We start from the raw sequence: 25991 nt of genomic DNA, 5'->3' as shown, positions 1-25991 counted from the left end.
TGTGACAAAGGCTACGTCACGGTGCGCCGACGTGTATAATAAGCCCGTATGTAGGACTTCTTCGTTAACACATACAAAAGACTCTCATGGCTCAAGGCACGCTTTATATTGTTTCTGCCCCTAGTGGCGCGGGTAAATCCAGCCTTATTCAGGCACTGTTAAAAACCCAACCGTTGTACGACACACAGGTTTCTGTTTCTCACACCACGCGAGCGCCGCGTCCGGGTGAAGTGCACGGTGAACACTATTTCTTTGTGGATCACGACGAGTTCAGAGCGATGATCGGCAGAGACGCGTTTCTTGAACACGCAGAAGTGTTTGGAAACTACTACGGCACCTCACGTGAAACCATTGAGCAGGTTCTGGCGACGGGCGTGAATGTGTTCCTCGACATCGACTGGCAGGGCGCACAGCAAATTCGTAAGAAAATGCCTGACTCGCGCAGTATCTTTATTTTACCGCCGTCGAAAGATGAGCTGGATCGCCGCCTGCGTGGCCGCGGTCAGGACAGCGAAGAAGTCATCGCAAAGCGTATGGAACAGGCAGTTGCAGAAATGAGCCATTACGCGGAATATGATTACCTTATTGTGAATGATGATTTTGATGCCGCGCTGAGCGATCTCAAAACCATTCTTCGCGCAGAACGACTGCGTATGAGCCGCCAGAAGCAGCGACATGACGCATTAATCACCAAACTGTTGGCAGACTGAACCCACTTTCAGTATCATGCCCAGTCATTTCTTCACCTGTGGAGCATTTTAAGTATGGCACGCGTAACTGTTCAGGACGCTGTAGAGAAAATTGGTAACCGTTTTGACCTGGTGCTGGTCGCCGCGCGTCGCGCTCGTCAGATGCAGGTAGGCGGTAAAGATCCGCTGGTACCGGAAGAAAACGATAAAACCACCGTTATTGCACTTCGCGAAATCGAAGAAGGTCTGATTAACAACCAGATCCTCGACGTACGTGAGCGCCAGGAGCAGCAAGAGCAGGAAGCCGCAGAACTGCAGGCCGTAACCGCCATTGCTGAAGGTCGTCGTTAATTAAACCTGCGGGTCGCCCTTGTATCTGTTTGAAAGCCTGAATCAACTGATTCAAACCTACCTGCCTGAAGACCAGATTAAGCGTCTTCAGCAGGCGTATCTCGTTGCACGTGACGCTCACGAGGGCCAGACACGTTCAAGCGGTGAACCTTATATCACGCACCCGGTTGCGGTAGCCTGTATTCTGGCCGAGATGAAACTCGACTACGAAACGCTGATGGCCGCCCTGCTGCACGACGTGATCGAAGATACCCCTGCCACCTACCAGGATATGGAACAGCTGTTTGGCAAAAGCGTTGCCGAGCTGGTGGAAGGGGTCTCTAAGCTTGATAAGCTGAAATTCCGCGACAAGAAAGAGGCGCAAGCCGAAAACTTCCGCAAGATGATTATGGCGATGGTGCAGGATATCCGCGTCATTCTCATCAAACTCGCTGACCGTACCCACAACATGCGCACGCTGGGCTCACTTCGCCCGGATAAACGTCGCCGCATTGCCCGTGAAACCCTCGAAATCTACAGTCCGCTGGCGCACCGTTTAGGTATTCACCACATCAAAACCGAGCTGGAAGAGCTGGGCTTTGAAGCGTTGTACCCGAACCGCTATCGCGTAATCAAAGAGGTGGTAAAAGCCGCCCGCGGTAACCGTAAAGAGATGATTCAAAAGATCCTCTCTGAAATTGAAGGGCGCTTACAGGAAGCGGGAATTCCGTGCCGCGTCAGCGGTCGCGAGAAACATCTGTATTCCATCTACTGCAAAATGGTGCTCAAAGAGCAGCGTTTTCACTCGATCATGGATATCTACGCGTTCCGCGTAATCGTCCACGATTCGGACACCTGCTATCGCGTGCTGGGGCAGATGCACAGCCTCTACAAACCTCGTCCGGGGCGCATGAAAGATTACATTGCCATTCCAAAAGCGAACGGCTATCAATCTCTGCATACCTCGATGATCGGTCCGCACGGCGTGCCTGTTGAAGTGCAGATCCGCACCGAAGACATGGACCAGATGGCAGAGATGGGTGTTGCCGCACACTGGGCGTACAAAGAGCACGGTGGCGAAAGCAGCACGACCGCACAAATCCGCGCCCAGCGCTGGATGCAGAGCCTGCTGGAGCTTCAGCAGAGTGCGGGTAGCTCGTTTGAATTTATCGAGAGCGTTAAATCCGATCTCTTCCCGGATGAGATTTACGTTTTCACCCCAGAAGGCCGCATTGTCGAACTGCCTGCGGGCGCAACGCCGGTCGACTTCGCCTACGCCGTGCATACCGATATCGGGCACGCCTGCGTCGGCGCGCGCGTCGACAGACAGCCTTACCCGCTGTCTCAGCCGCTCTCCAGCGGCCAGACGGTGGAAATTATTACCGCGCCGGGCGCACGTCCGAACGCGGCCTGGCTGAACTTTGTCGTGAGCTCCAAAGCGCGCGCAAAAATCCGTCAGCTGCTGAAAAACCTCAAGCGCGACGACTCCGTCAGCCTGGGGCGTCGTCTGCTCAACCACGCGTTAGGCGGCAGCCGCAAGCTGGCTGAGATCCCGCCGGAGCATATCCAGCGTGAACTCGACCGTATGAAGCTCACGTCTCTGGACGATCTGCTGGCGGAAATTGGTCTGGGCAACGCCATGAGCGTCGTGGTGGCGAAAAACCTGCAGCAGGGCGAAGCGACGCCTTCTGCTCCAGGCGCATCCGGCCATGCTCATCTGCCGATTAAAGGCGCGGACGGGGTGCTGATCACCTTCGCAAAATGCTGCCGCCCAATCCCTGGCGACCCGATTATCGCGCACGTCAGCCCGGGCAAAGGGCTGGTTATCCACCATGAATCCTGTCGTAACATTCGCGGCTACCAGAAAGAAGCCGAGAAGTTTATGGCGGTCGAGTGGGATAAAGAGACCGCGCAGGAATTTATCACCGAAATTAAGGTGGATATGTTCAACCACCAGGGTGCTCTGGCGAACCTGACGGCAGCAATCAACACGGCCTCGTCCAACATTCAGAGCCTGAATACGGAAGAAAAAGACGGCCGCGTGTACAGCGCCTTTATTCGTCTGACCGCTCGCGACCGCGTGCATCTGGCGAACATTATGCGCAAGATCCGCGTCATGCCGGACGTGATTAAAGTCACCCGAAACCGAAACTAGGTTTATGAATTCACAACGTTATGCCCGCATCTGCGAAATGCTCGCCAGGCGTCAGCCTGACCTGACGGTCTGCATGGAGCAGGTCCATAAACCACATAACGTTGCTGCTATCGTCCGTACCGCTGACGCCGTAGGCGTGCATGAAGTGCACGCCGTCTGGCCAGGCAACCGCATGCGCAACATGGTCTCCGCTGCCGCAGGCAGTAACAGCTGGGTCTCGGTCAAAAACCATCAAACCATTAGCGAAGCCGTATCGCACCTGAAAGGCCGCGGGATGCAGGTTCTTGCGACAAACCTCTCCGCTAAAGCCGTGGATTTCCGCGAGATCGACTATACCCGCCCGACCTGCATTTTGATGGGTCAGGAAAAAACAGGGATCTCCCGGGAAGCGCTGGATCTGGCGGATCGGGACATCATCATTCCGATGATCGGCATGGTCCAGTCCCTTAACGTCTCCGTAGCGTCCGCGCTCATTCTGTATGAAGCGCAGCGCCAGCGTCAGAACGCCGGGATGTACGAGCGCAGCAACAGCATGCTGCCGGAAGAGGAACAGCAGCGTCTGCTGTTTGAAGGTGGCTATCCGGTGCTGGCTCGCGTTGCGAAGCAGAAAAAATTGCCTTACCCCCACGTCAACGCGCAGGGCGAAATTGAAGCCGATGCCGAGTGGTGGGCCACCATGCAGTACGCCGGGTAACCGATGAAAGGCCGCCTGCTGGATGCTATCCCGCTCAACAGCCTGACGGGCGTGGGCGCGGCACAAAGCAATAAGCTGGCAAAAATTGGCCTGCATACCGTGCAGGATCTCCTGCTTCACCTCCCCCTGCGTTACGAAGACCGCACTCAACTCTACAAGATTGGCGATCTGCTTCCCGCCATTTACGCCACCGTTGAAGGCGAAGTTCTGAACTGCAACATCACTTTCGGCGGACGCCGGATGATGACCTGCCAGATCAGCGACGGCACCGGCATCCTCACCATGCGTTTCTTCAACTTCAGCGCGGCGATGAAAAACAGCCTGGCGACGGGCCGCAGGGTGCTGGCCTATGGCGAAGCTAAACGCGGGAAATACGGCGCAGAGATGATCCACCCGGAGTACCGCGTGCAGGGCGATCTCAGCACGCCGGAGCTGCAGGAGACGCTCACCCCGGTTTACCCGACGACGGAAGGCATCAAGCAGGCAACGCTGCGTAAGCTCACCGATCAGGCGCTGGAGCTGCTGGATACCTGCGCCATTACCGAGCTGCTGCCGCCCGAGCTGGCGCAGGGCATGATGAGCCTGCCCGAGGCGCTGCGCACCCTGCACCGCCCGCCGCCAACGCTGCAGCTCAGCGATTTAGAAAGCGGCAAACATCCCGCCCAACGGCGTCTTATCCTTGAGGAATTACTGGCGCATAACCTGAGCATGCTGGCGCTTCGCGCGGGCGCGCAGCGTTTCCACGCTCAGCCGTTAAGCCAGAATGATGCGCTCAAAGATAAGCTGCTGGCCTCGCTGCCCTTTAAGCCCACCGGCGCGCAGGCGCGGGTCACCGCCGAGATCGAACGCGATATGGCGCTCGACGTGCCGATGATGCGCCTGGTGCAGGGCGACGTCGGGTCCGGTAAAACGCTGGTTGCCGCCCTGGCCGCGTTACGCGCCATCGCCCATGGCAAGCAGGTCGCACTGATGGCACCGACAGAGCTGCTGGCCGAGCAGCACGCCAACAATTTCCGCACATGGTTCGCGCCGCTCGGGATTGAAGTGGGCTGGCTTGCCGGGAAACAAAAAGGCAAAGCGCGTCTTGCGCAGCAGGAAGCCATCGCCAGCGGCCAGGTGCAGATGATTGTCGGCACGCACGCCATCTTCCAGGAGCAGGTGCAGTTTAACGGTCTTGCGCTGGTGATTATCGACGAGCAGCACCGCTTTGGCGTGCATCAGCGTCTGGCGCTGTGGGAAAAAGGGCTGCAGCAGGGCTTCCACCCGCATCAGCTGATCATGACCGCCACGCCGATCCCGCGCACCCTGGCGATGACCGCCTATGCCGATCTGGATACCTCCACCATCGACGAACTGCCGCCGGGCCGTACCCCGGTCACGACGGTCGCCATTCCTGACACGCGCCGCAGCGATATCATTGACCGCGTGCGCAACGCCTGCACCCAAGAAGGGCGTCAGGCCTACTGGGTCTGTACCCTGATTGAAGAGTCTGAACTGCTGGAAGCGCAGGCCGCCGAAGCGACGTGGGAAGAACTCAAGCTGGCACTGCCCGAGCTGAACGTTGGCCTGGTTCACGGCCGCATGAAGCCTGCCGAGAAGCAGGCGGTGATGCAGTCCTTCAAACAGGGAGATCTGCATTTGCTGGTTGCGACGACGGTCATTGAAGTGGGCGTTGACGTACCCAACTCCAGCCTGATGATCATCGAAAACCCGGAGCGTCTGGGCCTTGCTCAGCTCCACCAGCTGCGCGGGCGCGTTGGCCGTGGCGCGGTAGCGTCCCACTGCGTACTGCTCTACAAAGCCCCGCTCTCAAAAACAGCCCAGATGCGGTTGCAGGTGCTGCGCGACAGCAACGACGGTTTTGTAATTGCGCAAAAAGACCTGGAGATCCGCGGCCCGGGTGAACTGTTGGGCACGCGCCAGACGGGGAACGCAGAATTCAAAGTGGCGGATTTACTGCGCGATCAGGCCATGATCCCCGAAGTTCAGCGCCTGGCTCGCCATATTCATGAACGCTACCCCGAACAGGCGGCAGCGTTAATTGAACGCTGGATGCCGGAAACCGAACGCTATTCCAACGCCTGATCTCAGGCAAACATCGGCAGCATCAGGTACAGCTTGATCACCAGCGCGTTGACGATATCAATGAAGAATGCGCCAACCATCGGGACCACCAGAAACGCCATATGCGATGGCCCGAACCGTTCGGTGATCGCCTGCATGTTGGCGATAGCCGTTGGAGTGGCTCCCAGACCAAACCCGCAGTGACCCGCCGCCAGCACCGCCGCATCGTAGTTTTTGCCCATCATGCGCCAGGTCACGAACATGGCGTACAGCGCCATAAACAGCGCCTGCACCGCCAGAATCGCCACCATCGGCAGCGCCAGCGAGGCCAGTTCCCACAGCTTGAGGCTCATCAGCGCCATCGCCAGGAACAGCGACAGGCAGACGTTGCCGAGCACCGATACCGCCCGTTCAAACACGCGGTAGAAGCCCATCAGCGCCAGACCGTTGCTCAGGATCACCCCGATAAACAACACGCAGACAAAGGTAGGCAGCTCAAACGCGGTACCCGCCAGCCATTGCGCAACCACTTTGCCCACGGTCAGGCAGATGGCAATCATCGCGATAGTTTCAATCATCACCAGTGAGGTGATGCTGCGTCCAACGTCCGGCTTTTCGAACGCGGTCGGCACCATTTCATCGTCAGGTCTGCCGTTCGGCGTGGTGGAGTGCTTCACCAGATAACGCGCCACCGGGCCACCAATCAGGCCACCCAGCACCAGGCCAAAGGTCGCACAGGCCATCGCCACTTCCGTTGCGTTTTCAAACCCGTAGCGTTCGATGAACAGCTTGCTCCACGCAGCGCCAGTGCCGTGGCCGCCCGAAAGGGTAATCGACCCCGCCAGCAGACCCATCAGCGGATCCAGCCCCAGCAGCGTCGCCATACCGATGCCAATGGCGTTTTGCATCAGCAGCAGCCCCACCACCACAATCAGGAATACGCCGAGCACCTTACCGCCCGAGCGCAGGCTCGCCAGGTTGGCGTTCAGGCCGATAGTGGCAAAGAAGGCCAGCATCAGCGGGTCTTTCAGGGACATATCAAAATCAATTTCCCAGCCCATGCTTTTTTTCAGTATCAGCAGGGCCAGCGCCACCAGCAGACCGCCGGCGACGGGTTCAGGGATAGTGTACTTTTTCAGAAAGGAAACGCTATGTACCAGCTTACGGCCAAGCAGTAAGACCAGCGTTGCGGCAACAAGGGTCGACAACGTATCGAGATGAATCATAAAAGGCTCCTGTTTTGCGCGTGTTCCATACACACGCGGCGTTATCCTGGGCCGGTTTGCGCTCTTCATGAGCCCCGGCGCAAAAAGTGTAATTTTTTTTCCCGATGCGTTGTAGAAAACCTGCTCACAGCGGCAGATTTTCTTCCCTTTTTTTGCTGGCAATCGTTTGCTTTTACCAGGTGGTCAGATAAAATGCCCGCTTTTCCACCGTGGGATTGCCGCCGATGTCCGTTAACACCATAGAGTCGCCTGATGCGCAACCGATTGCGAAGAAGCATAATAGCGAACTGATTTACCGCCTTGAAGACCGCCCGCCGCTTCCGCAGACGCTTTTCGCCGCCTGCCAGCATCTTCTGGCGATGTTTGTTGCCGTGATCACTCCGGCGCTGCTGATCTGCCAGGCACTTGGCTTACCGGCGCAGGATACGCAGCACATCATCAGTATGTCTCTGTTCGCTTCCGGCGTGGCCTCCATTATTCAAATTAAAGCGTGGGGTCCGGTGGGCTCTGGATTATTGTCAATTCAGGGCACCAGCTTTAACTTCGTGGCACCGTTGATCATGGGCGGTACGGCGCTGAAAACCGGCGGTGCGGATGTCCCAACCATGATGGCGGCGCTGTTCGGCACCCTGATGCTGGCCAGCTGCACGGAGATGGTCATCTCCCGCGTGCTGCATCTGGCTCGCCGCGTCATTACCCCGCTGGTCTCCGGCGTGGTGGTGATGATTATTGGCCTGTCGCTGATCCAGGTGGGCCTCACCTCCATCGGCGGCGGCTATGCGGCAATGAGCGACCACACCTTCGGCGCGCCGAAAAACCTGCTGCTGGCGGGCGTAGTGCTGGCAATTATTATTCTGCTTAACCGTCAGCGTAACCCTTACCTGCGCGTCGCCTCGCTGGTGATCGCCATGGCGGCGGGTTATTTGCTGGCGTGGGCGCTGGGCATGCTGCCGGAAAACACCGCGCCGACCAACAGCGCGCTGATCACCGTTCCTACGCCGCTGTACTACGGACTGGGCATTGACTGGGGCCTGCTCCTGCCGCTGATGCTGGTCTTTATGATCACCTCTCTGGAGACCATCGGCGATATCACCGCCACCTCCGACGTCTCCGAGCAGCCGGTGTCCGGCCCGCTGTACATGAAGCGTCTGAAAGGCGGCGTGCTGGCGAACGGCCTGAACTCGTTTGTCTCTGCGGTATTCAACACCTTCCCGAACTCCTGCTTCGGCCAGAATAACGGCGTGATCCAGCTGACTGGCGTGGCCAGCCGCTACGTCGGTTTTGTGGTGGCGCTGATGCTGATCGTCCTCGGCCTGTTCCCGGCGGTGAGCGGCTTTGTGCAGCACATTCCTGAGCCGGTACTCGGCGGCGCAACGCTGGTGATGTTCGGGACTATCGCGGCCTCCGGCGTGCGTATCGTCTCCCGCGAGCCGCTGAACCGCCGCGCGATCATGATTATCGCGCTGTCGCTGGCAGTTGGCCTGGGCGTTTCCCAGCAGCCGCTGATCCTGCAGTTTGCCCCGGACTGGGTGAAAAACCTGCTCTCTTCCGGCATTGCCGCGGGCGGTATCACCGCTATCATGCTGAACCTCGTTTTCCCGCCTGAGAAGAACTGATCTCCCTCACGGCAGGCAGTCAATGCCTGCCGTGACATCTAATTACACCATTCCCGCCTTGAGCATTGCGTATAAATCGTGCATAACTCCTTTATGTTCGTTTTGCGGGATGGAAGACCATGAAATTTATTGGAAAGCTACTCGTCTATCTTCTGATAGCCCTGCTTATTGTGCTGCTGGCGTTCTATATTTTGCTCCAGACCCGCTGGGGCGCGGCTCAGGTCAGCAGCTGGATTACGGTGAATACCAACTACGAACTCAGTTTCGATAAAATGAATCACCGCTTTTCGTCGCCTTCCCACATCATTCTGGAAAACGTCACCTTTGGGCGGGATGGTAAACCTGCCACATTAGTTGCCAAAAAAGTCGATATTGGCCTGAGCAGCCGCCAGATCACCGATCCGCTGCACATGGGCACCATCACCCTGTTCGACGGTACGCTGAATCTCTCGCCTCAAACAGCACCGCTGCCCTTCCAGGCCGATCGTCTGCAGCTGAACAACATGGCCTTTAACAGCCCGAATACCGAATGGGACCTGAGCGCGCAAAAGGTCACGGGTGGCGTCAGCCCATGGCAGCCGGAAGCCGGCAACGTGCTGGGGAATAACGCGCAGATCCAGATGAGCGCGGGCTCGCTGACCCTGAACGGCGTACCGGCCACCAACGTGCTGATCGAGGGCCAGCTGAACGGCAAGGAGGTGGTGCTGAAAACGATTGGTGCCGACATGGCCCGTGGTTCACTCACCGGCTCCGCCCTGCGCAACGCCGACGGGAGCTGGATTATCGACACGATGCGCCTGAACGAGATCCGCCTGCAGAGCGACAAAACGCTGACGGCGTTCTTCGCACCACTGGCCACCATTCCCTCTTTACAGATTGGCCGTCTGGACGTGACCGACGCCAGGCTTCAGGGTCCGGACTGGGCGGTGACCGATCTCGACTTAAGCCTGCGCAACCTGACTCTCAGCAAAGGCGACTGGCAGAGCCAGGAAGGCCGCCTGTCCATGAATGCCAGCGAGTTTATCTACGGCTCGCTGCACCTTTTCGACCCGATCCTGAATGCGGAGTTTTCCCCGCAGGGCATGGCGCTGCGCCAGTTCACCTCCCGCTGGGAAGGCGGCATGGTGCGCACGTCCGGTAACTGGCTGCGCGACGGCAAAGCGCTGGTGCTGGACGATGTCGCCATCGCCGGGCTGGAGTACACCCTGCCGCAGAACTGGAAAACGCTGTGGATGGAGCCGCTGCCGGAATGGCTGAACAGCGTCACGCTGCAAAAATTCGGCCTGAGCCGCAACCTGGTGATCGACATCGATCCCGCCTTCCCGTGGCAGATCACCTCTCTGGACGGCTATGGCGCAAACCTGCAGCTGGTGAAAGATCGCCAGTGGGGCGTCTGGGGCGGCAGCGCAACATTGAACGGCGCGGCGGCGACCTTTAACCGCGTCGACGTACGCCGTCCGTCGCTGGCGCTGAATGCCAACGCCGCCACGGTGAACATTACCGACCTGAGCGCGTTTACCGAGAAAGGCATTCTGGAAGCCACGGCGACGGTTTCACAGCTGCCACAGCGGCAGACCACGGTGAGCCTGAACGGGCGCGGCGTGCCGCTCAACGTGCTGCAGCAGTGGGGCTGGCCTGCGCTGCCGATTACGGGTGACGGCAATATTCAGATGACCGCCAGCGGCAGCGTGCAGGCGAATGCCCCGCTTAAGCCGACGGTGAACGGCAAGCTGAACGCGGTGAATATGGATAAACAGCAGGTACAGCAGACGATGACGGGCGGTGTGGTGTCGACACCACCCTCACCCCAGCCCTCTCCCTGAAAGGGAGAGGGAGCAAACCCTTCCCTCGCCCCTTTGGGGAGAGGGTTAGGGTGAGGGGAATTAAAGGTGAACCACCACCACTTCCCCCTCCGCTTTCACCACCACACCCCACTCGCTGCCCGCGAGTGAACCGCCCTTCACGCCGCTCACCTTCTGCACGTTGCGCAAGCACACCGACCAGTTTTGCGCGTCTCCCGCGCCGGTAAAGGTCACAATGTCTCCCCGACGTGACGCCTTCAGCGTAAACGCCACTGAACCGTCCGCCGCAGGCACCTCGCTTACCGCCGTTGCGCCATCGTCCAGGTTAAACAGCTGGAAGGCCGTCCCCTCATTCCACGCGTAGTCCGGCTTCTGGTTGTTGTTACCCAGCGCCAGCAGGGTATTGTCGCGCACGTAGACCGGCAGGCTCATGAAATCGTGCTGCTGCTTATGCCAGCGGCTGCCCTGAAGTTCGTCGTTGTGCCACAGGTGCGTCCAGCGGCCTTCCGGCAGGTAGAACTGTACGTCGCCCGCCTCAGAGAACACCGGCGCGACCATCACTGAATCCCCCAGCATGTACTGACGGTCAAGGTAATCGCACGCCGGATCGTCCGGGAACTCCAGCATCATCGCCCGCAGCATCGGCGTGCCGAACTCACGCGCCAGCGCCGCCTGGCGATACAGATACGGCATCAGCTGACATTTGATCTGGGTGAAGTGACGCACCACGTCGCAGGACTCGTCATCGTACGCCCACGGCACGCGGTAGGATTTGCTGCCATGCAGGCGGCTGTGGCTGGAGAACAGCCCGAACGCGCACCAGCGCTTGTAGACGTGCGCCGGGGCGGTGTTTTCGAACCCGCCGATATCGTGGCTCCAGAACCCGAAGCCGGACAGGCCAATCGACAGCCCACCGCGCAGGCTTTCAGCCATCGATTCGTAGTTGGCGTAGCAGTCGCCGCCCCAGTGTACCGGGAACTGCTGCGCACCCACGGACGCCGAACGGGCAAACAGCACCGCTTCTTCCTCCCCCACCGTCTCTTTCAGCACGTTCCACACAAGTTCGTTGTAAATGTAGGCGTAGTGGTTATGCATCTTCTGCGGATCGGACCCGTCGAACCACTGCACGTCGGTCGGGATACGCTCGCCGAAGTCGGTCTTAAAGCAGTCGACACCGATCTCCACCAGACCTTTCAGCCTGTCGGCATACCACCGGCACGCGTCCGGGTTGGTGAAGTCATAGATCGCCAGCCCCGGCTGCCATTTGTCCCACTGCCACAGGGAGCCGTCCGGGCGCTTGAGCAGGTAGCCCTTCTCTTTCAGCTCCCGGAAGATCGGGGATTTCTGGCCGATGTACGGGTTAATCCACACGCAGACCTTCAGCCCTTTCTCTTTCAGGCGGCGGATCATGCCTTCCGGGTCCGGGAAGGTCACCGGGTCCCACTCAAAATCGCACCACTGGAAGGCCTTCATCCAGAAGCAGTCGAAGTGGAAGACGTGCAGCGGCAGGTCGCGCTCGGCCATGCCGTCGATAAAGCTGTTCACCGTCGCTTCGTCGTAGTTGGTGGTGAACGAGGTGGTGAGCCACAGGCCGAACGACCACGCAGGCGGCAGCGCCGGACGCCCGGTAAACTGCGTATAGCGGTTCAGCACCTCTTTCGGCGTCGGGCCGTCGATCACGAAGTACTCAAGATATTCCCCTTCCACGCTGAACTGCACTTTGGAGACCTTCTCGGAGCCGACTTCAAACGAGACGTTTTCCGGATGATTCACCAGCACGCCGTAGCCGCGGTTGGTCAGGTAGAACGGGATATTTTTGTAGGACTGCTCGGTGCTGGTGCCGCCGTCGCGGTTCCAGGTTTCGACCGTCTGGCCGTTGCGCACCAGCGCGGTAAAGCGCTCGCCCAGACCGTAGACCGTTTCCCCCACGTCCAGATCCAGACGTTCGAACACGTAATTGCGGTCGGTGTTGCTGTCCTGCACGTAGCCGTTGTTTTTCAGCTGGCTGCCGGTAATGCGCTGGCCGTTGCGCAGGAAATCCAACGCCCAGAACTCGCCTTTGGTGACTCGCACGCTGACGCTGCCGCTTTTCAACTCGGCAAAATCGGCGTTGTTTTCAATCTCTACCTTCACGTCTTTCAGAACGTTCAGCGGATAGTGCGGGCCGTTATTCAGCGCGCCCTGGAAGTGCTCGATACGCACCCCGACAATCCCTTCCTGGGGGGCGAACAGACGCACCGTGAACATCAACGTGTCGAGCTGCCAGGTGCGTTCGCGCACGTCGCGCGGCGCAACAAACACCACCAGGTCATTGCCCTGCTGCTCCACGTCGAACACCTGCACCGGATACGTCACGTTCAGGCCCGGTTGAATAAGCCAGTTTCCATCACTGATTTTCATGCTCTCGTCCTCTTAGTTCTGCAATTCTTTGCTGGCCGGCAGGTTTTCAAACTCCTGCTGATTGCGGCGTGCGCCCTGCGCCAGCTCGCCCAGGATTTTGGTCAGGAAAGGGGTTTTCAGCGTGTAATAGCGTTTGGCGATGATGGCGCTCAGCACGTAGCAGACCGCCGGGGCCAGGGTGAACAGGCCGATAATGATGCTGATGGTCGCGCTGTTCTGGGTTTTGGCCGCCGCGTCGTAGCCGCCGCCTGCCAGCATCCAGCCGATCATTGCCCCGCCCAGCGCCAGGCCGAGCTTCAGCACGAACAGCGTGCCCGCAAAGCTGATGCCGGTCAGGCGCTTGCCGTTGGTCCATTCGCCGTAGTCGACGGTATCGGACATCATCACCCACTGAATCGGCGTCACCAGCTGGTGCAGCACGCCGATGACGAAGATGAAGCCGAACATCAGCACGGTGGCGTGCATCGGGACGAAGAACATCGCCACACTGACCACCGCCAGCGCGGCGTTGGTCCACCAGAAGATGCTGACCTTGCATTTCCAGTCGGTGAGCGGTTTCGCCAGCGCGGAGCCGATCAGGTTGCCGACGCAGTAGGTGGTGAGGAACGCGACGAACACCTCCGGCGAACCCATGATCCAGGTGCAGTAGTACATCATCGCCCCGCCACGCACGCAGACGGCGAGGATGTTGAGGATGGTGAGCACGCCGACGATGCGCCACTGGTCGTTGTGCCAGATGTCGCGCAGGTCTTCCCGCATGGAGGTGGTGCTCGGCGGCACCTGAATGCGCTCTTTGGTGGTGAAGAAGCAGAACGCCAGCATCAGGAAAGCGACAACCGACAGCACGGCGATGCCGCCCTGGAAGCCGAACGCCTTATCGTCGCCGCCAATGAAGTTCACCAGCGGCATCATGAGCACCGTGGAGAGCATGCCGCCCGCGGTCGCCAGCACGAAGCGCCAGGACTGAAGGGAGATACGCTGCGTCGGGTCGTTGGTGATCACGCCGCCCAGCGCGCAGTAGGGGATGTTGACCACGGTATAGAGCAGGGTCAGCAGCGTGTAAGTAATGGCGGCATAGATCATTTTGCCGTTGAGGCTGAGGTCCGGCGTGGTGTAGGCCAGCACGCAGACGATGCCGAACGGTATCGCACCGAACAAAATCCACGGGCGGAACTTGCCCCAGCGGCTGCGGGTGCGGTCGGCAATCAGCCCCATGCACGGGTCGGAGATCGCATCCAGCGCGCGGGCCAGCAGGAACATGGTGCCGACAAAACCGGCGGGAATGCCGAAAATATCGGTGTAGAAAAACATCATGTACAACATGACGTTATCAAAAATGATGTGGCTGGCGGCGTCTCCCATACCGTAGCCAATCTTCTCTTTTACTGACAATACTTCGCTCATCTTTTTTATCCTTCACGCTGTAGGGGGCGCTGAGACCGGTTGCATTGGTTTTAAACCATTGTTTCAAAGGCGGGTATTGCGTTTTCTGGTTAGCAAATTACGTTTCTTGTTTTTTGTGATCGCGGTAAATGTTGGCAGCACGAAAAGCTAACCTGAGGATTTTCTTAAGTATTAACTGAAACAGGGGTGTACAGGTCAAAAGAGAGGTGAAAAAAGTGTGTGGGGGTATGTGGTAAATGCCTGAAAGTAGCTATAATGCGCCCCGCCTCCATGTAGCAATGCAGGCGCGGAAGATCGTCATCTCCGGTGAGGTGGCTGGACTTCAAATCCAGTTGGGGACGCCAGCGTTCCCGGGCAGGTTCGACTCCTGTGATCTTCCGCCAAAATGCCATCCGCTTTAATAAAAACTTTATTAATAAATAGATTCGCCCATTCCAGTCACCTTATGTGAACATGATCACTTATTCATTTAAATATTGAGTGTTATTCTCTCCCCCTTTTCAAAATTATCACCAAGGGAATCCGTAATGGAATGGATTATAGGTGCTGTAGTTTTAATGGTCATTATTGGTGCTATATTGAAGCCCAGACAGTGTGATATCTGTCATAATCCCTTTAAGAAGAAATACTACACATGGGAAATTGAAGGGAAGAAACAACATTTATGTCCCAATTGTAATGGTAAAATGCAACGACGAATCAGTTCGCAAAAATTTAAAAGCAGATTCGGTTAAAATCGACTGATACATTTTAATTATATAAATGATAATTATAAAATCATCATCAATGATAAGTTTGGAACATATATTCCGAACTTATCATCTATTTTATCGTTAACACTACCTATAAAGCTTTGATGACTACTCACTCAAAAGCCTAAGCCTACAAGCCTCTTTCACCCACTTATTAAAATTCCCCTTACCCGCAGCCTTTTCAATCTGTTCCAAAAGCTCATCCTCGAACCGGATGTTCTTCATCGTGCTCTTTGTGCGGTCAAAATTGGTTTCTTTTTCTTGAGACGTAATCCAATCTCCGGCAGCCATGGCCGATCTGTAAGGTAAAGATGTTCGAACTATTAATGGGTATCTCATGAAAAAATTTTCTGGTCGCAAAGTTGATTAACATTCAACTAACCGGTTATGCAGGATAGTTCACTAGCCAGCATGAATAGAAAATACGCTGGAAAGCGCCTCGCAATTTTTTAATTGCGCGATCCGCTTGATTTCCCTTCTTTGTCATACTCTTGCCACTAACAGCCTGGCTGTCGATGACAGCCATTGCATTTATTAACTACAGCTTATATTCTATTTATAAGCTACAGCTTATCATGGACGAAAGCATGTGGACGGTTCTGTTCGGAAAGGTATTCGAGCAATGGCTGCTTGAGCAGGAAGAAGGATTACAGGATAAGGTACTGGCAGACCTGTTAAATCTGCAAAACTATGGGCCACGTCTTCCTCGCCCCTATGCAGATACGGTTAAAGGCTCACGGTATAACCATATGAAGGAATTACGTATTCAATATGCTGGTCGTCCGATACGTGCTTTCTTCGCATTTGATCCTATCCGTCAAGCCATTGTGCTTTGCGCGGGCGATAAGAGTAATGACAAAGCCTTTTATGAAAAAATGATTCGCATCGCAGATGCCGAATTTTCCTTTCATCTGACAAGCCTGGAGGCAACCAAGTGAAAACCTTAAATGAAGTGATTGCGTCACGTTCACCGGAAAGCCAACAACGTATTAAAGAGATGGCAGATGAAATGATCCTCGAGACGGGTCTACAACTTTTACGTGAAGAGCTGAGGCTTTCGCAAAAAAATGTTGCCGATCTGATGGGGGTGAGCCAACCCGCAGTAACGCAGCTTGAGCAACGTGGAAATGAACTAAAAATTGCCACGCTTAAGCGTTACATCGAAGCAATGGGTGGAAAACTCTGTATCGACGTTGAACTTCCCACAGGAAAACGCGTTGCATTTCATATCTAACAAGCGTGATATTTGCGTTAAGTTAGCATTCACCCAACCGCATATGCAGCAACGGAAACGGATTCCCCTGCCCGTCCAGTTCCGAGCGTCCGACCTGCTCAAACCCCATATGGCGATAAAATCCCACGCCCTGCGGGTTCTGCTCATTCACGTCCACCTCGTTCGCGCCAAACTCTTCGATGGCGTGTTGCAGCAGCAATTTCCCGACGCCCTTTCCCCGGCTCGCGTCATCCACAAACAGCATTTCAATGCGGTTTTCATCCACGCCTAAAAAACCGTGAATAACGCCTGCGTCATCGCGAGCGATCACAACCTTGAGGTTAGGCAGGTAGGCGTTGAGCAATAGCGGGCGCAGCGCCGCAATATCGCTTTCCTGTAAAAAGTGATGGGTGGCACGGACGGAGGATTCCCAGATCGCGACCAGACGTTCGAAGTGTGAGGGGAGTGCGGTTTCTATTTTCATTGGGGGATCATGATTGGAAAACCGAGCTATTTCAAGCCACGCTTTGCGGTCTGTTCCACCCTCACCCTAACCCTCTCCCTCAGGGAGAGGGAACAGATCGAGCTAAACCTTAATCTCCATCACCGCGTACACCCCATCCTTCGGCACAACCACGGTGACGTTTTCCACCGGCACGCCCGCCGCGAGGTGAATATCCTGCAGCTGCTGTAACGATCTCGGGTAAATATCTTCCCAGCCGATACCCCGCAGCACAAAGTCAATTTGCGGGCTGCTGGTGAGCATGTTCGACACAATCACCGCGCCGCCGGGTTTGACCAGCCGCAGGGCGCGCTGGAGAAAAATCACCGCATCGGTATCGTTGAAGTATTCGAAGATCCCCAGCGCGTCGACCAGTTCGGCCTGATGCTCGCCCAGCTCCAGCAGCAGGTCCTCGTTACGCACCAGCGTATGGAGCAGGTTGCGCCTGAGCAGTGTCAGCTGTTCGCCCACCACAATGCCTTCCTGCGCCGCCATAGTTTCGGCCCAGCTGAGCGCTACCGGGTCTTTGTCCACCAGCGTGAGATAGACCTGCTGGCCGTCGAGCTTTGCTTCGCGCAGCGCCTCCAGCACCGGAATGGCGGCGCCGCTCGCGAGGCTGACCCAGTTGTTCTCGCTTTCATTATGAATGTACTTATCCACCAGCGCGGCCAGCACCCGGGCGCGGGAGCGCACGCCGATGGCATCGTTGGCGTGGATAAACCACTGGCGGCTGTCGCTGTCCATTTTTGTGCCGTCGGGCAGGCGGTCCTCCAGCGGATTTTGCACCACAAACAGCGCCAGCGCGGAGGGCACCAGCCGGGTGCGCCACGCGGCGAGCGCCGGACGGTTGCGGAAGGCCTGTTCGGAATAGCGGTTCTGAGGAACCAGCACGGCCTGCCCCCCTTCGTCGTATTCCACCCTCGGTGGCCGGAGCACCGGTTCGGCTTTCAGGGCGCGGTCAAGGGAGGCGATCTTACGGGCAGCATCGTCTTTCATCGGCCACTGGTCGCTGACGTCGGGAAAGGACGCGCTGAAAATGGTCATATTTTCCGGTGCATCGCCGCGAAAAGGCTGCCAGTTCATGTTGTCGTCCCTCCGTTAGGCTTTTAACGGAAGTCTATCCAGGCGAGCCAGTAATGCCCCAGGAAGAAAGCACGATTTTTATTGCTTCACCCACACCAGCTGATCAACCCGGAAGCCCAGACTGCGCGCGGTGTTCAGGTAATCCTGCTTCACCGCATCCGGAATGGTTGGCGTGCGCGACAGGATCCACAGGTAATCGCGGTTCGGGCCGCTCACCAGCGCGTACTGGTACTTATCGTCCAGCCTGATCACGTTATAGCCGCCGTAGAACGGGCCGAAGAACGACACCTTCAGCGCGGCGGTGGTCGGTTCGCCGGTAAAGTAGGCTTTCCCTTCGCTCTCGTTCCACTTGTTCTTCACCGGATCGTAGCCCCGGTTAAGCACGCTGATGCCGCCGTCGCTGCGTTTGCCGTAGGTGGCGGTTACCTGCTCCAGCCCGCGTTCAAAGCGGTTTTCCAGACGGGCGACCTCGTACCATTTTCCGAGATAGCGGCTGGCTTCAAAGTTGGTAATAGGCTGCACGCCCTTCGGCGGCGTGGGGGATTTACAGGCGACCAGCGTCAGCGCAATGGCAACACCGGTCACAACAGGCCATAGCTTCATGAGAATTCCTTTCATTTGCGCGGTTGGATATTAAGTGTAGTGCACCGTTTCGGCGCTTCATCCCGTTCGGGAAAATTCGTAGTATATTGAGAGTATTCCTCCACTCTGGACACGGACATGGCTTACTCCATCGGCGAATTCGCCCGACTCAGCGGCATCACCGCCACCACCCTGCGGGCGTGGCAGCGTCGCTATGGTTTACTCAAGCCACAGCGCACGGAAGGCGGCCACCGCCAGTACAGCGATGAGGACGTCCAGCAGGCGCTCAAAATCCTCGACTGGGTAAAAAAAGGCGTCCCGATCGGCCAGGTCAAACCGCTGCTGGAACGCCCGATGCCGGGTCGGACCAACAACTGGCAAACCCTGCAGCAGAACATGCTGCAGCGCCTGCAGGACGGCAAAGTCGAGTCCCTGCGCCAGATGATTTACGACGCCGGACGCGAATACCCAAGGCCGGAGCTGGTCGCGAACGTGCTGCGCCCTCTGCGCAGCCAGGTTTCGGCCAACGTCGCCGCCGCCATGACCCTGCGCGCGATCCTCGACGGCATCATTATCGCCTACACCTCGTTTTGCCTCGAAGGCGATAAAAAAGCGCCGGGCGATAACATTCTGCTCAGCGGCTGGCACCTGAATGACCCGTGCGAGATCTGGCTCGAAGCCCTGACGCGCACCGGGCAGGGCCACCGCATCGACATCCTGCCGGTTCCGCCTGACGCGCTGGCACCGGAAATTTTCCCGGAGCGAAAATGGCTTCTGGTCACCAGCGGCAAACTCACCGCCGGGCGGAAAAAGCAGGTGGAGCAGTGGCAGCAGCAGGTATCGCTTGAAGTGATTATCCTCTGATAATTTTCTCCTGCGGGAATCTTCACGAAAAGTTGAATATTTTCCCGCGCCGCAGATGCTAACGTTTTCCTGTGACGAATAACTCCACAGGAATACACCATGAAAAAAACTGCCCCTCTGCTGATCCTGGCCTCGATGGCCTTTGCCCCTGCCGCCTTTAGCGCCCCTGCCGGCACGCTGAGCGTCCACATTCTCGACCAGCAAACCGGGATGCCGCCGTCGGATGTGACTGTGACTCTCGAAAAGCAACAGCAGGACAAGTGGACCCCGATTGCCAGCGGCAAAACCGACCACGACGGCCGTATCAAATCGCTCTATCCGCAGGATCAGGACATGCAGCCTGGCGTGTATAAAGTGACCTTCAAAACCGCAGAGTACTTCCACGGCAAAAAGCTGGACACCTTCTTCCCGGAGATCCCGGTGCTGTTTACCGTGACCCGCACCAACGAGAAACTGCACATTCCGCTTCTGCTGAGCCAGTACGGTTATTCGACCTACAAGGGCAGCTAAGACGCATTGATTTTAAAGGATTATAAAAAATAGTTCCGCGAATACTTGGACAAATTAGTCATGTTGTGTAAGTTTTAGTTATATGAACGGGAGGACTTCACCATGACAACGAAACCTGTGCTCGGTATTAGCGGATGTTTGACCGGATCCGCTGTTCGCTTTGACGGCGGACACAAACGCATGGGCTTCGTCATGGATGAGCTGGCCCAGTGGGTGAATTTCAGGCCCGTCTGCCCGGAAATGGCCATCGGCCTGCCTACGCCTCGCCCGGCCATACGCCTGACGCTGACGGACAGCGGCGAAACGCAGCTCCGTTTCAGCAAGCCGCCTCATGATGACCTCACGCAGAAAATGGCCAACTTCACGGCGGACTACCTGCCGAAAATCGGCGATCTGTCAGGATTTATCGTCTGTGCAAAATCCCCAAGCTGCGGCCTGGAACGCGTGCGGCTGTATGATGAAAACGGCAACCGGGGCCGCAAGGAGGGCGTCGGGCTGTTCACCGCCGCCCTTCTTGAAACCTGGCCGTGGCTGCCCGTGGAAGAGGACGGACGCCTGCACGACCCAGTGCTGCGGGAAAACTTCGTCGAGCGCGTTTTTGCGCTGCACGAACTGAATACGCTGCGTAAAAATGGCCTTACGCGCCGCGCGCTGCTGGACTTCCACAGCCGCTATAAGCTTCAACTGCTGGCGCACCATCAGGCGGGCTACCGTGAAATCGGCCCGTTCGTTGCCTCGCTGCACGAGTGGGAAGACCTGGACGCCTTCTTCGTGGCGTACCGGGAAAAGCTGATGACCATCCTGAAAAAACCCGCCTCGCGGAAGAATCACACCAACGTGCTGATGCACATTCAGGGGTATTTCCGTAACCAGCTGAACAGCCGCCAGCGCGGCGAGCTGCGCGACGTGATCCTGCACTATCGCAACGGACAGTTGCCTATCCTCGCGCCGATCACGCTGCTGAAGCACTACCTGGCCGAATACCCCGACCGGTATCTGATGACGCAAAACTATTTTGATCCCTATCCTGATGATTTGGGTCTGCGTCTGGCAGTCAAGTGATCATAAAAATGCGAAGGCCCCATTGACCCTTAGAGGCCCAAAGCAGTACCCCGTTTAGACGACATCCTCACTGTCGTCTCTTTTTTGCATTTCACCTCAAAGACTGTGATTATATACAGGCTTATTCTGCAAAAAGGGGCCTGCCTGTGATCAACACCCTGCATATTCAAAACTACCGCTCCATCCGCGAGATGTCGCTGGAGCTGGAGCAGCTCAATATCGTCTTTGGGCCAAACGGCACCGGGAAATCCAATATTTACAAGGCGATATACCTGATGCACAGCGCCGCCCAGGGGCAGTTTTCCCAGGCGCTGGCGAACGAGGGCGGCATTCTGAAGGTGTTCTGGGCAGGTAAAACCCGCAGCGACCAGCTGCGGCGGATGAACCTCTCGGTGGAAACAGAGACCTATGAATACGAGTTGCAGGTCGGGTTTGTGGAGAAGCTGCCTTACCCGTCGCAGTTTCAGCTCGACCCGGTGATCAAAGAGGAGTCCATCTGGCTGAGCGGCCAGCACCGTCGACCGTCGTCACAGCTGATGAAGCGCAGGAATCAGGCCGTGTTTCTGAACAACGTGCATCATGAAAAAGTGACCCACAGCGGCACGCTGTACGAGAACGAATCGGTATTCGGGCAGCTCGGCGAACCGCACCTTTACCCGGAAGTGTCGCAGATGCGCGAGTCCCTGCGTAACTGGCGCTTTTATCATGAGTTTTCTGTATCAATCGGCTCGGCGATGCGCGCCCCGCAGGTCGGCTTTCGCTCGCCGGTGCTGGCCAGCGACGGCGCTAATCTCGCGGCGGCGTTTCAGACCATTGTGGAGATTGGCGACGAGCTGCTGCTGATGCGCATCCTCGACCAGGCCTTCCCCGGCTGCGTGTTTTACAGCGACAACACCGGCGGACGTTTTCGCATGATGATGCAGCGCGAGGGGCTGAGCAGACCGCTGGAACCGGCGGAGTTCTCCGACGGCACCCTGCGCTTTCTGTGCCTGGCGGTGGCGCTGTTAAGCCCGCGTCCACCGGCATTTATCGCGTTGAACGAACCGGAAAACAGCCTGCACCCACAGATGCTGCCCGCGCTGGCGAGCTTAATCGCCGAGGCCAGCCGCTACTCGCAGATTTGGCTCACCAGCCACTCGCCGGAGCTGGCGAAGCTGATTGAGAAGCAGCGGTCGTTTTCGCTGTATCAACTGTCGATGGTTGAGGGGGAGACGAGGGTGGAGAGGCTGGGGTAGCGTCTTTCATTTTCCACTTTAAAACACGTTTCAGGACGGGTCTTGTAGGACTTAATACGATGTCATCTCTATCTTTATCCGCTTTAACTATAGAGACACATCATGAAACGAGTCCTTACTGCATCCCTGTTCGTTTTGTCTGTTTCCGCCTTCGCGGAATCGACCCCGCACTGGGCGTATGAAGGAAAAGGTGGACCGGACAACTGGGGAGAACTCAGTGATACATTTTCCACCTGCAAGACCGGGAAATACCAATCCCCTATCGATATCCGCCATCCCTTTGATGCCACACTGCCGCCGCTGATTCTGGATTTTCATACCGCAGCAGAAAAGCTTGTCAACAACGGTCACACTCTTCAGGTCACTGCTGGAGATGAAGATGAATTCCGTCTGGATGACACCACGTTTATCTTGCGCCAGTATCATTTCCATACCCCGAGCGAGAACCGGATTAACGGTAAATCCTTCCCGCTTGAGGCGCACTTTGTCCATGCCAGCGAAGACGGCGACATCGCGGTGCTTGCCGTTATGTTCGAGGTTGGCCCTGAAAACACCGCACTGTCCCCGCTGCTGGCGCGTCTTCCGAAAGAGAAGAACCACGAAGTCTCGATTGATAAACGCTTCGACCTCCGCCCGCTGTTTCCGGCCGATCTCCACTATTATCGCTTCAGCGGCTCACTGACGACCCCACCCTGTACTGAAGGGTTGCGCTGGCTGGTGATGAAAAATACGGTAAACCTATCTGAAAAACAGCTGGAAACATTTAAGCAAGCGCTTGAACACAGCAATAACCGCCCACTCCAGCCGCTAAATGGACGGGTTATTGTTCAATAACACGCTGTGATGCATAAAAAAATCCCGCCGTACTGGCGGGATATAACTGGGGTCAGCCGTTTTTTAACCTTTTGCAGGATCAATCTGCCACGTTTCATTGACGATTTTGCCTTCGCGGTAGGTCAGGACATAAAAGACATTGATTGTCGTTTTTCCGGCAAACTGAACACGTGCGGTGACGGTACTCCCTTTCGGGTTTGTGACCTCATTCAGATTATCGACTTTGTGGCTCAGTTTTCCCTGGGTCGTGATGAATTTGCTCCATACTCCGCCAATCGCGTCAGATGAGGTATAAGTGCCGTCCAGCGGCCCTCCTATCCAATCCAGACGCGCGTCTTGCGCGTACTGTTGCTTGAGATCTGCGGTTTTCCCGTCGGCGATAGCGTTAAAATGCGCCAGCGCGTCATCCTTTACGGCAGCAACGCTTTGCCCAGAAACCAGAGCCAGCAGTGCAGCAAGTAAAACGTTGTGTGTTGTTTTTTTCATGTCATTCTCTTTGCGTAAGTTTCAGGTCTTCAGCGTTTGATCGTGGACACAATACGTTGCGTTTCACGATCGATTCTGGAGATGCTCAAATCTTTGTTCAGTACCCAGGCATATCGGTTATCTGCGGTAAAGACGATGGCCTGTCGCGGTTCGTTAAAGCCCTTCACGGTGGCGATCGCTTTGCGTGTCTGCACGTCGATAATGGAGACGCTGTTATCACCCAGGTTGCCGCTGTAAACGAATTTACCGTCTGGCGACAGCGCCGCACCATACGGTTGCTTCCCGACAGGAATGGTGTCAGTCACCTTTTGCGCGGTGGTGTCGACGACCGAAATCGTGTCATTCCCACTATTGGCGGCAAACAGCGTTTTCCCGTCTGCGGTCACGGAAATGGCGCGGATCTTATTAAACCCGCCAATTTCACCGATGATTTTGTTGGTGGCGGTATCTACGAGGGTGATTTTGTCGCTAACGAAGTTGGTAACATACAGCACCCGGCCATCCGGGCTGAGTCGCACACCCTGTCGGGGTTGCGAAAACCCGGTGATCACGGCATTCGCAATTTTCGTCTCAGTATTCATACTGATGACTGCGTTGCTGGCCTGATTATTGATATAGAGCGTCTTGCCATCTTTGCTTAACACCGTGCCAAACGCGCCAGGGCCTGCGGCATAGTATTCACGCGTTTCGAAGGTCGAAGCATCCACGCGCTCGATAAGGCCCAGACTGCTATCCGAGACATAGAAACTCTTACCGTCCGGTGCAAATACGATATTTCGCGGAGTGTTGAAGTGCTTCAGCACCGCGCTGACGGTACCGGTCGTCAAGTCGTAAACAATGACTTCAGGTTGTCCGCTGCGTGCAACAACGGCCTGTGTTTCATTCGGGCTCACTGCCAGCGTATTGTTCTGGATTTCGCCATCAAAATTTTGTTTGACCGCTTTTGTCAGCGGCGTCGTGCTTGCGGAAACCGGGAAGGCAGTACCTGCAAGCAATAAAGACGCCATGAAAAAACCGTGAGTGGCTAGCGTTGCTTTTCTCATCTCTCAATCCTTATTCATCCAGGTCTGCATCATGCAGACCTGTGTAAGAGATGCTTCAGCGCGCCGTTTATTCCCGACCGTTGCAAAAAAACTATTTTTTCCGCAACGGACAATGACGTCGTCAGATCCGTTTGCTCAGCTCGCGGGAAATGGCCGGATTATTGACCATGCCAGCCGGGCCGACGACGGCGTAGTTCAACCCCTGCGAGGAACCATAAAGGGCAACCAGACCTTCTGCGCTGCGCTGCCCGGAAGAAAGCAGCGGCTGGCGAGGGTCCGGTGGACGAATATAAAAGCTAAGGGTATGCCCGGCATGATCCCGATAGAGCACCATCGCGGCGGCCCCCTGTTCCGTAGCAAACAGGCGACCGCTCACCGGCGTGAAGCCAGCCTGACGCAGATCCGGCATTTGTGCGCTCGTACCAACGTGCTGGGTGAGCCACGCTGTCAGCGCTTTCGGTCCATCCGGAGTAAAATCGGCGGTCATGCTCTTCTCTATGACCATCAGCTTGTAGGCGCTGAGCGCATCACCCATCGGCGCGCTGGCGGGGCTTTGCCAGCTGTGAGCCTGCCAGCCCCCCAGCAAACCCAGCGCAATACACAAAACAAAAGAGGCGGCCAGCCGCATACGGCTGTGGGTGCGACGCACCTGTCGGGCGCGTATCGCGGCAGGATCCAGCGTGGTAGTTACGTCGGGCAGAGGCAGCCCTGCCAGCGTGGCACGCAGGCGTTGTGCATCCTCCCGCCAGCCCTGAACCTGACGGGCAATGTGCGGGTGCTGCGCCAGGTAACGTTCAATGACAACGCGTTCGCTCGCATCCAACTGGTCGTCGACGTACGCATGCAAATCGTGCTCGTTAGGCGGTATTTTCATTTCATCAGTCTCAATATCGGCTGTGGGACGTCACCCTCACCCAGACGGTGTAGTGCCTGGCGGGCCCGGGACAATCGGGACATCACGGTGCCGATGGGAATATCCATCACATGGGCAACGTCCTGATAACTCAGTCCTTCAATGGCAATGAGTATCAACAAACTCCGTTGTTCTTCCGTCAAACGACCAAAGGCTTCCAGCATACTTTGCGTTGCAATCTCTTGCTCTGCTGACGGCCAGGCAGGATTGTCATCGCTTTTCATTCTGCTGAGCAATCCCCAGTAGCGCTTTGTGCGGCGTTTCTCGATCAGGAACTCGCGATAAAGAATGGTGAATAACCAGCTTTTTAACGAGGCATCGGGGCGTCGTGTTGTCCATTTATCCAGGGCACGCTCAAGCGTTGTCTGAACCAGATCGTCGGCTACATGGACATCCCGAATCAGCCAGAGGGCGAAACGGCGCAGTCCGGGGATCAGCTCTCGCAGCTGGTTATTTTCAGCGTCATTAGGGGGCATAAGGTCTGCACTCGTCGTGGGCTCGTTATCATTCGCAATAAGATGCCGCTTGTAGG

The 25991-nt window shown here is 56.7% G+C and carries 25 protein-coding genes and 1 tRNA gene; 15 read left to right on the top strand and 11 right to left on the bottom strand.

Features of this window, described 5'->3' with window-relative positions:
• Positions 1-86: 86 nt before the first annotated feature.
• From gmk to recG, 5 genes are read left to right on the top strand one after another with little or no spacing between them, the layout of a single operon-like run.
• Positions 87-710 carry a guanylate kinase gene (gene gmk, locus AC4ICF_RS00475; protein WP_010426438.1) on the top strand — a complete coding sequence of 208 codons (624 nt, stop codon included), beginning with the start codon at positions 87-89 and terminating at the stop codon, positions 708-710.
• 54 nt (positions 711-764) lie between these two features.
• Entirely contained in the window at positions 765-1040 is a 276-nt protein-coding gene (gene rpoZ, locus AC4ICF_RS00470) for a DNA-directed RNA polymerase subunit omega (RefSeq protein WP_000135058.1), read from the top strand.
• A gap of 19 nt (positions 1041-1059) precedes the next feature.
• Positions 1060-3174: a bifunctional GTP diphosphokinase/guanosine-3',5'-bis pyrophosphate 3'-pyrophosphohydrolase gene (spoT, locus tag AC4ICF_RS00465; protein WP_028015011.1), complete on the top strand. Its 2115-nt coding sequence runs from the start codon at positions 1060-1062 to the stop codon at positions 3172-3174.
• Positions 3175-3178: 4 nt separating this feature from the next.
• Positions 3179-3868: a tRNA (guanosine(18)-2'-O)-methyltransferase TrmH gene (gene trmH / locus AC4ICF_RS00460; protein ID WP_163330021.1), complete on the top strand. Its 690-nt coding sequence runs from the start codon at positions 3179-3181 to the stop codon at positions 3866-3868.
• 3 nt (positions 3869-3871) lie between these two features.
• Positions 3872-5953, top strand: coding sequence for an ATP-dependent DNA helicase RecG (gene recG / locus AC4ICF_RS00455; RefSeq protein WP_491466141.1), 2082 nt, complete (start codon positions 3872-3874; stop codon positions 5951-5953).
• A gap of 2 nt (positions 5954-5955) precedes the next feature.
• Here the strand turns inward: recG and gltS are convergent, their stop codons facing one another.
• Positions 5956-7158, bottom strand: coding sequence for a sodium/glutamate symporter (gene gltS / locus AC4ICF_RS00450; RefSeq protein ID WP_116342955.1), 1203 nt, complete (start codon positions 7156-7158; stop codon positions 5956-5958).
• Between the two features lie 224 nt (positions 7159-7382).
• Between gltS and AC4ICF_RS00445 the strand changes: the two genes are divergently transcribed.
• Both AC4ICF_RS00445 and AC4ICF_RS00440 read left to right on the top strand, forming a co-directional pair.
• Positions 7383-8774, top strand: a complete 1392-nt coding sequence (locus AC4ICF_RS00445) for a nucleobase:cation symporter-2 family protein (protein WP_316380397.1) — start codon at positions 7383-7385, stop codon at positions 8772-8774.
• Positions 8775-8893: 119 nt separating this feature from the next.
• Positions 8894-10597 (top strand): AsmA family protein, encoded by a 1704-nt coding sequence (locus AC4ICF_RS00440; RefSeq protein ID WP_316380395.1) that lies wholly within the window; start codon positions 8894-8896, stop codon positions 10595-10597.
• Between the two features lie 60 nt (positions 10598-10657).
• Here the strand turns inward: AC4ICF_RS00440 and yicI are convergent, their stop codons facing one another.
• Both yicI and AC4ICF_RS00430 read right to left on the bottom strand, forming a co-directional pair.
• Complete coding sequence (gene yicI / locus AC4ICF_RS00435) at positions 10658-12976, bottom strand: alpha-xylosidase (protein ID WP_316380393.1); 2319 nt, start codon at positions 12974-12976, stop codon at positions 10658-10660.
• A 12-nt stretch (positions 12977-12988) separates the two neighbouring features.
• Positions 12989-14380, bottom strand: coding sequence for a glycoside-pentoside-hexuronide family transporter (locus tag AC4ICF_RS00430; protein ID WP_316380392.1), 1392 nt, complete (start codon positions 14378-14380; stop codon positions 12989-12991).
• Positions 14381-14668: 288 nt separating this feature from the next.
• Between AC4ICF_RS00430 and AC4ICF_RS00425 the strand changes: the two genes are divergently transcribed.
• Positions 14669-14763 (top strand) — tRNA-Sec (locus AC4ICF_RS00425).
• Between the two features lie 477 nt (positions 14764-15240).
• Here AC4ICF_RS00425 and AC4ICF_RS00420 read toward each other — a convergent pair.
• Positions 15241-15423, bottom strand: coding sequence for a YlcI/YnfO family protein (locus AC4ICF_RS00420; protein ID WP_316380391.1), 183 nt, complete (start codon positions 15421-15423; stop codon positions 15241-15243).
• A gap of 296 nt (positions 15424-15719) precedes the next feature.
• On the opposite strand from AC4ICF_RS00420, the gene AC4ICF_RS00415 reads away from it, so the two are divergent.
• Positions 15720-16070, top strand: coding sequence for a type II toxin-antitoxin system RelE/ParE family toxin (locus AC4ICF_RS00415; protein ID WP_032662102.1), 351 nt, complete (start codon positions 15720-15722; stop codon positions 16068-16070).
• Positions 16067-16366, top strand: coding sequence for a helix-turn-helix domain-containing protein (locus AC4ICF_RS00410; protein ID WP_032661956.1), 300 nt, complete (start codon positions 16067-16069; stop codon positions 16364-16366). The genes AC4ICF_RS00415 and AC4ICF_RS00410 overlap by 4 nt, the downstream gene beginning before the upstream one ends.
• A gap of 22 nt (positions 16367-16388) precedes the next feature.
• On the opposite strand, the gene AC4ICF_RS00405 is transcribed toward AC4ICF_RS00410, so the two are convergent.
• The 3 genes from AC4ICF_RS00405 to AC4ICF_RS00395 all read right to left on the bottom strand — a co-directional run bounded on the left by AC4ICF_RS00405 (position 16389) and on the right by AC4ICF_RS00395 (position 18533).
• Positions 16389-16829 (bottom strand): acetyltransferase, encoded by a 441-nt coding sequence (locus AC4ICF_RS00405; protein WP_116342941.1) that lies wholly within the window; start codon positions 16827-16829, stop codon positions 16389-16391.
• Positions 16830-16931: 102 nt separating this feature from the next.
• Complete coding sequence (locus tag AC4ICF_RS00400) at positions 16932-17930, bottom strand: class I SAM-dependent methyltransferase (protein WP_116342939.1); 999 nt, start codon at positions 17928-17930, stop codon at positions 16932-16934.
• 78 nt (positions 17931-18008) lie between these two features.
• On the bottom strand, positions 18009-18533 hold the full coding sequence (locus AC4ICF_RS00395) for a lipocalin family protein (RefSeq protein ID WP_008500115.1): 525 nt from the start codon (positions 18531-18533) through the stop codon (positions 18009-18011).
• 117 nt (positions 18534-18650) lie between these two features.
• On the opposite strand from AC4ICF_RS00395, the gene AC4ICF_RS00390 reads away from it, so the two are divergent.
• From AC4ICF_RS00390 to AC4ICF_RS00370, 5 genes are all read left to right on the top strand, one after another.
• On the top strand, positions 18651-19376 hold the full coding sequence (locus tag AC4ICF_RS00390) for a MerR family transcriptional regulator (RefSeq protein ID WP_032661978.1): 726 nt from the start codon (positions 18651-18653) through the stop codon (positions 19374-19376).
• A gap of 99 nt (positions 19377-19475) precedes the next feature.
• Positions 19476-19886 carry a hydroxyisourate hydrolase gene (gene uraH / locus AC4ICF_RS00385; RefSeq protein ID WP_069733374.1) on the top strand — a complete coding sequence of 137 codons (411 nt, stop codon included), beginning with the start codon at positions 19476-19478 and terminating at the stop codon, positions 19884-19886.
• A 102-nt stretch (positions 19887-19988) separates the two neighbouring features.
• Positions 19989-20948, top strand: coding sequence for a YbgA family protein (locus AC4ICF_RS00380; protein WP_316380388.1), 960 nt, complete (start codon positions 19989-19991; stop codon positions 20946-20948).
• Positions 20949-21094: 146 nt separating this feature from the next.
• Positions 21095-22183, top strand: a complete 1089-nt coding sequence (locus AC4ICF_RS00375; protein ID WP_316380386.1) for an AAA family ATPase — start codon at positions 21095-21097, stop codon at positions 22181-22183.
• Between the two features lie 102 nt (positions 22184-22285).
• Positions 22286-23017 carry a carbonic anhydrase gene (locus AC4ICF_RS00370; RefSeq protein ID WP_163329999.1) on the top strand — a complete coding sequence of 244 codons (732 nt, stop codon included), beginning with the start codon at positions 22286-22288 and terminating at the stop codon, positions 23015-23017.
• Between the two features lie 63 nt (positions 23018-23080).
• Here the strand turns inward: AC4ICF_RS00370 and AC4ICF_RS00365 are convergent, their stop codons facing one another.
• From AC4ICF_RS00365 to AC4ICF_RS00350, 4 genes are all read right to left on the bottom strand, one after another.
• Positions 23081-23503: a nuclear transport factor 2 family protein gene (locus AC4ICF_RS00365; protein WP_192984148.1), complete on the bottom strand. Its 423-nt coding sequence runs from the start codon at positions 23501-23503 to the stop codon at positions 23081-23083.
• Positions 23504-23532: 29 nt separating this feature from the next.
• Entirely contained in the window at positions 23533-24510 is a 978-nt protein-coding gene (locus tag AC4ICF_RS00360; protein ID WP_316380385.1) for a YncE family protein, read from the bottom strand.
• A gap of 157 nt (positions 24511-24667) precedes the next feature.
• Complete coding sequence (locus tag AC4ICF_RS00355) at positions 24668-25420, bottom strand: anti-sigma factor family protein (RefSeq protein ID WP_316380383.1); 753 nt, start codon at positions 25418-25420, stop codon at positions 24668-24670.
• Positions 25417-25935, bottom strand: a complete 519-nt coding sequence (locus AC4ICF_RS00350; RefSeq protein ID WP_116342922.1) for a sigma-70 family RNA polymerase sigma factor — start codon at positions 25933-25935, stop codon at positions 25417-25419. The genes AC4ICF_RS00355 and AC4ICF_RS00350 overlap by 4 nt, the downstream gene beginning before the upstream one ends.
• Positions 25936-25991: the final 56 nt, after the last annotated feature.

Source organism: Enterobacter sp. ECC_219_Taxon_10, from assembly GCF_058354905.1.
The sequence above is the reverse complement of the archived record's forward strand: the minus strand, read 5'-3'. Positions and strand labels throughout refer to the sequence as shown.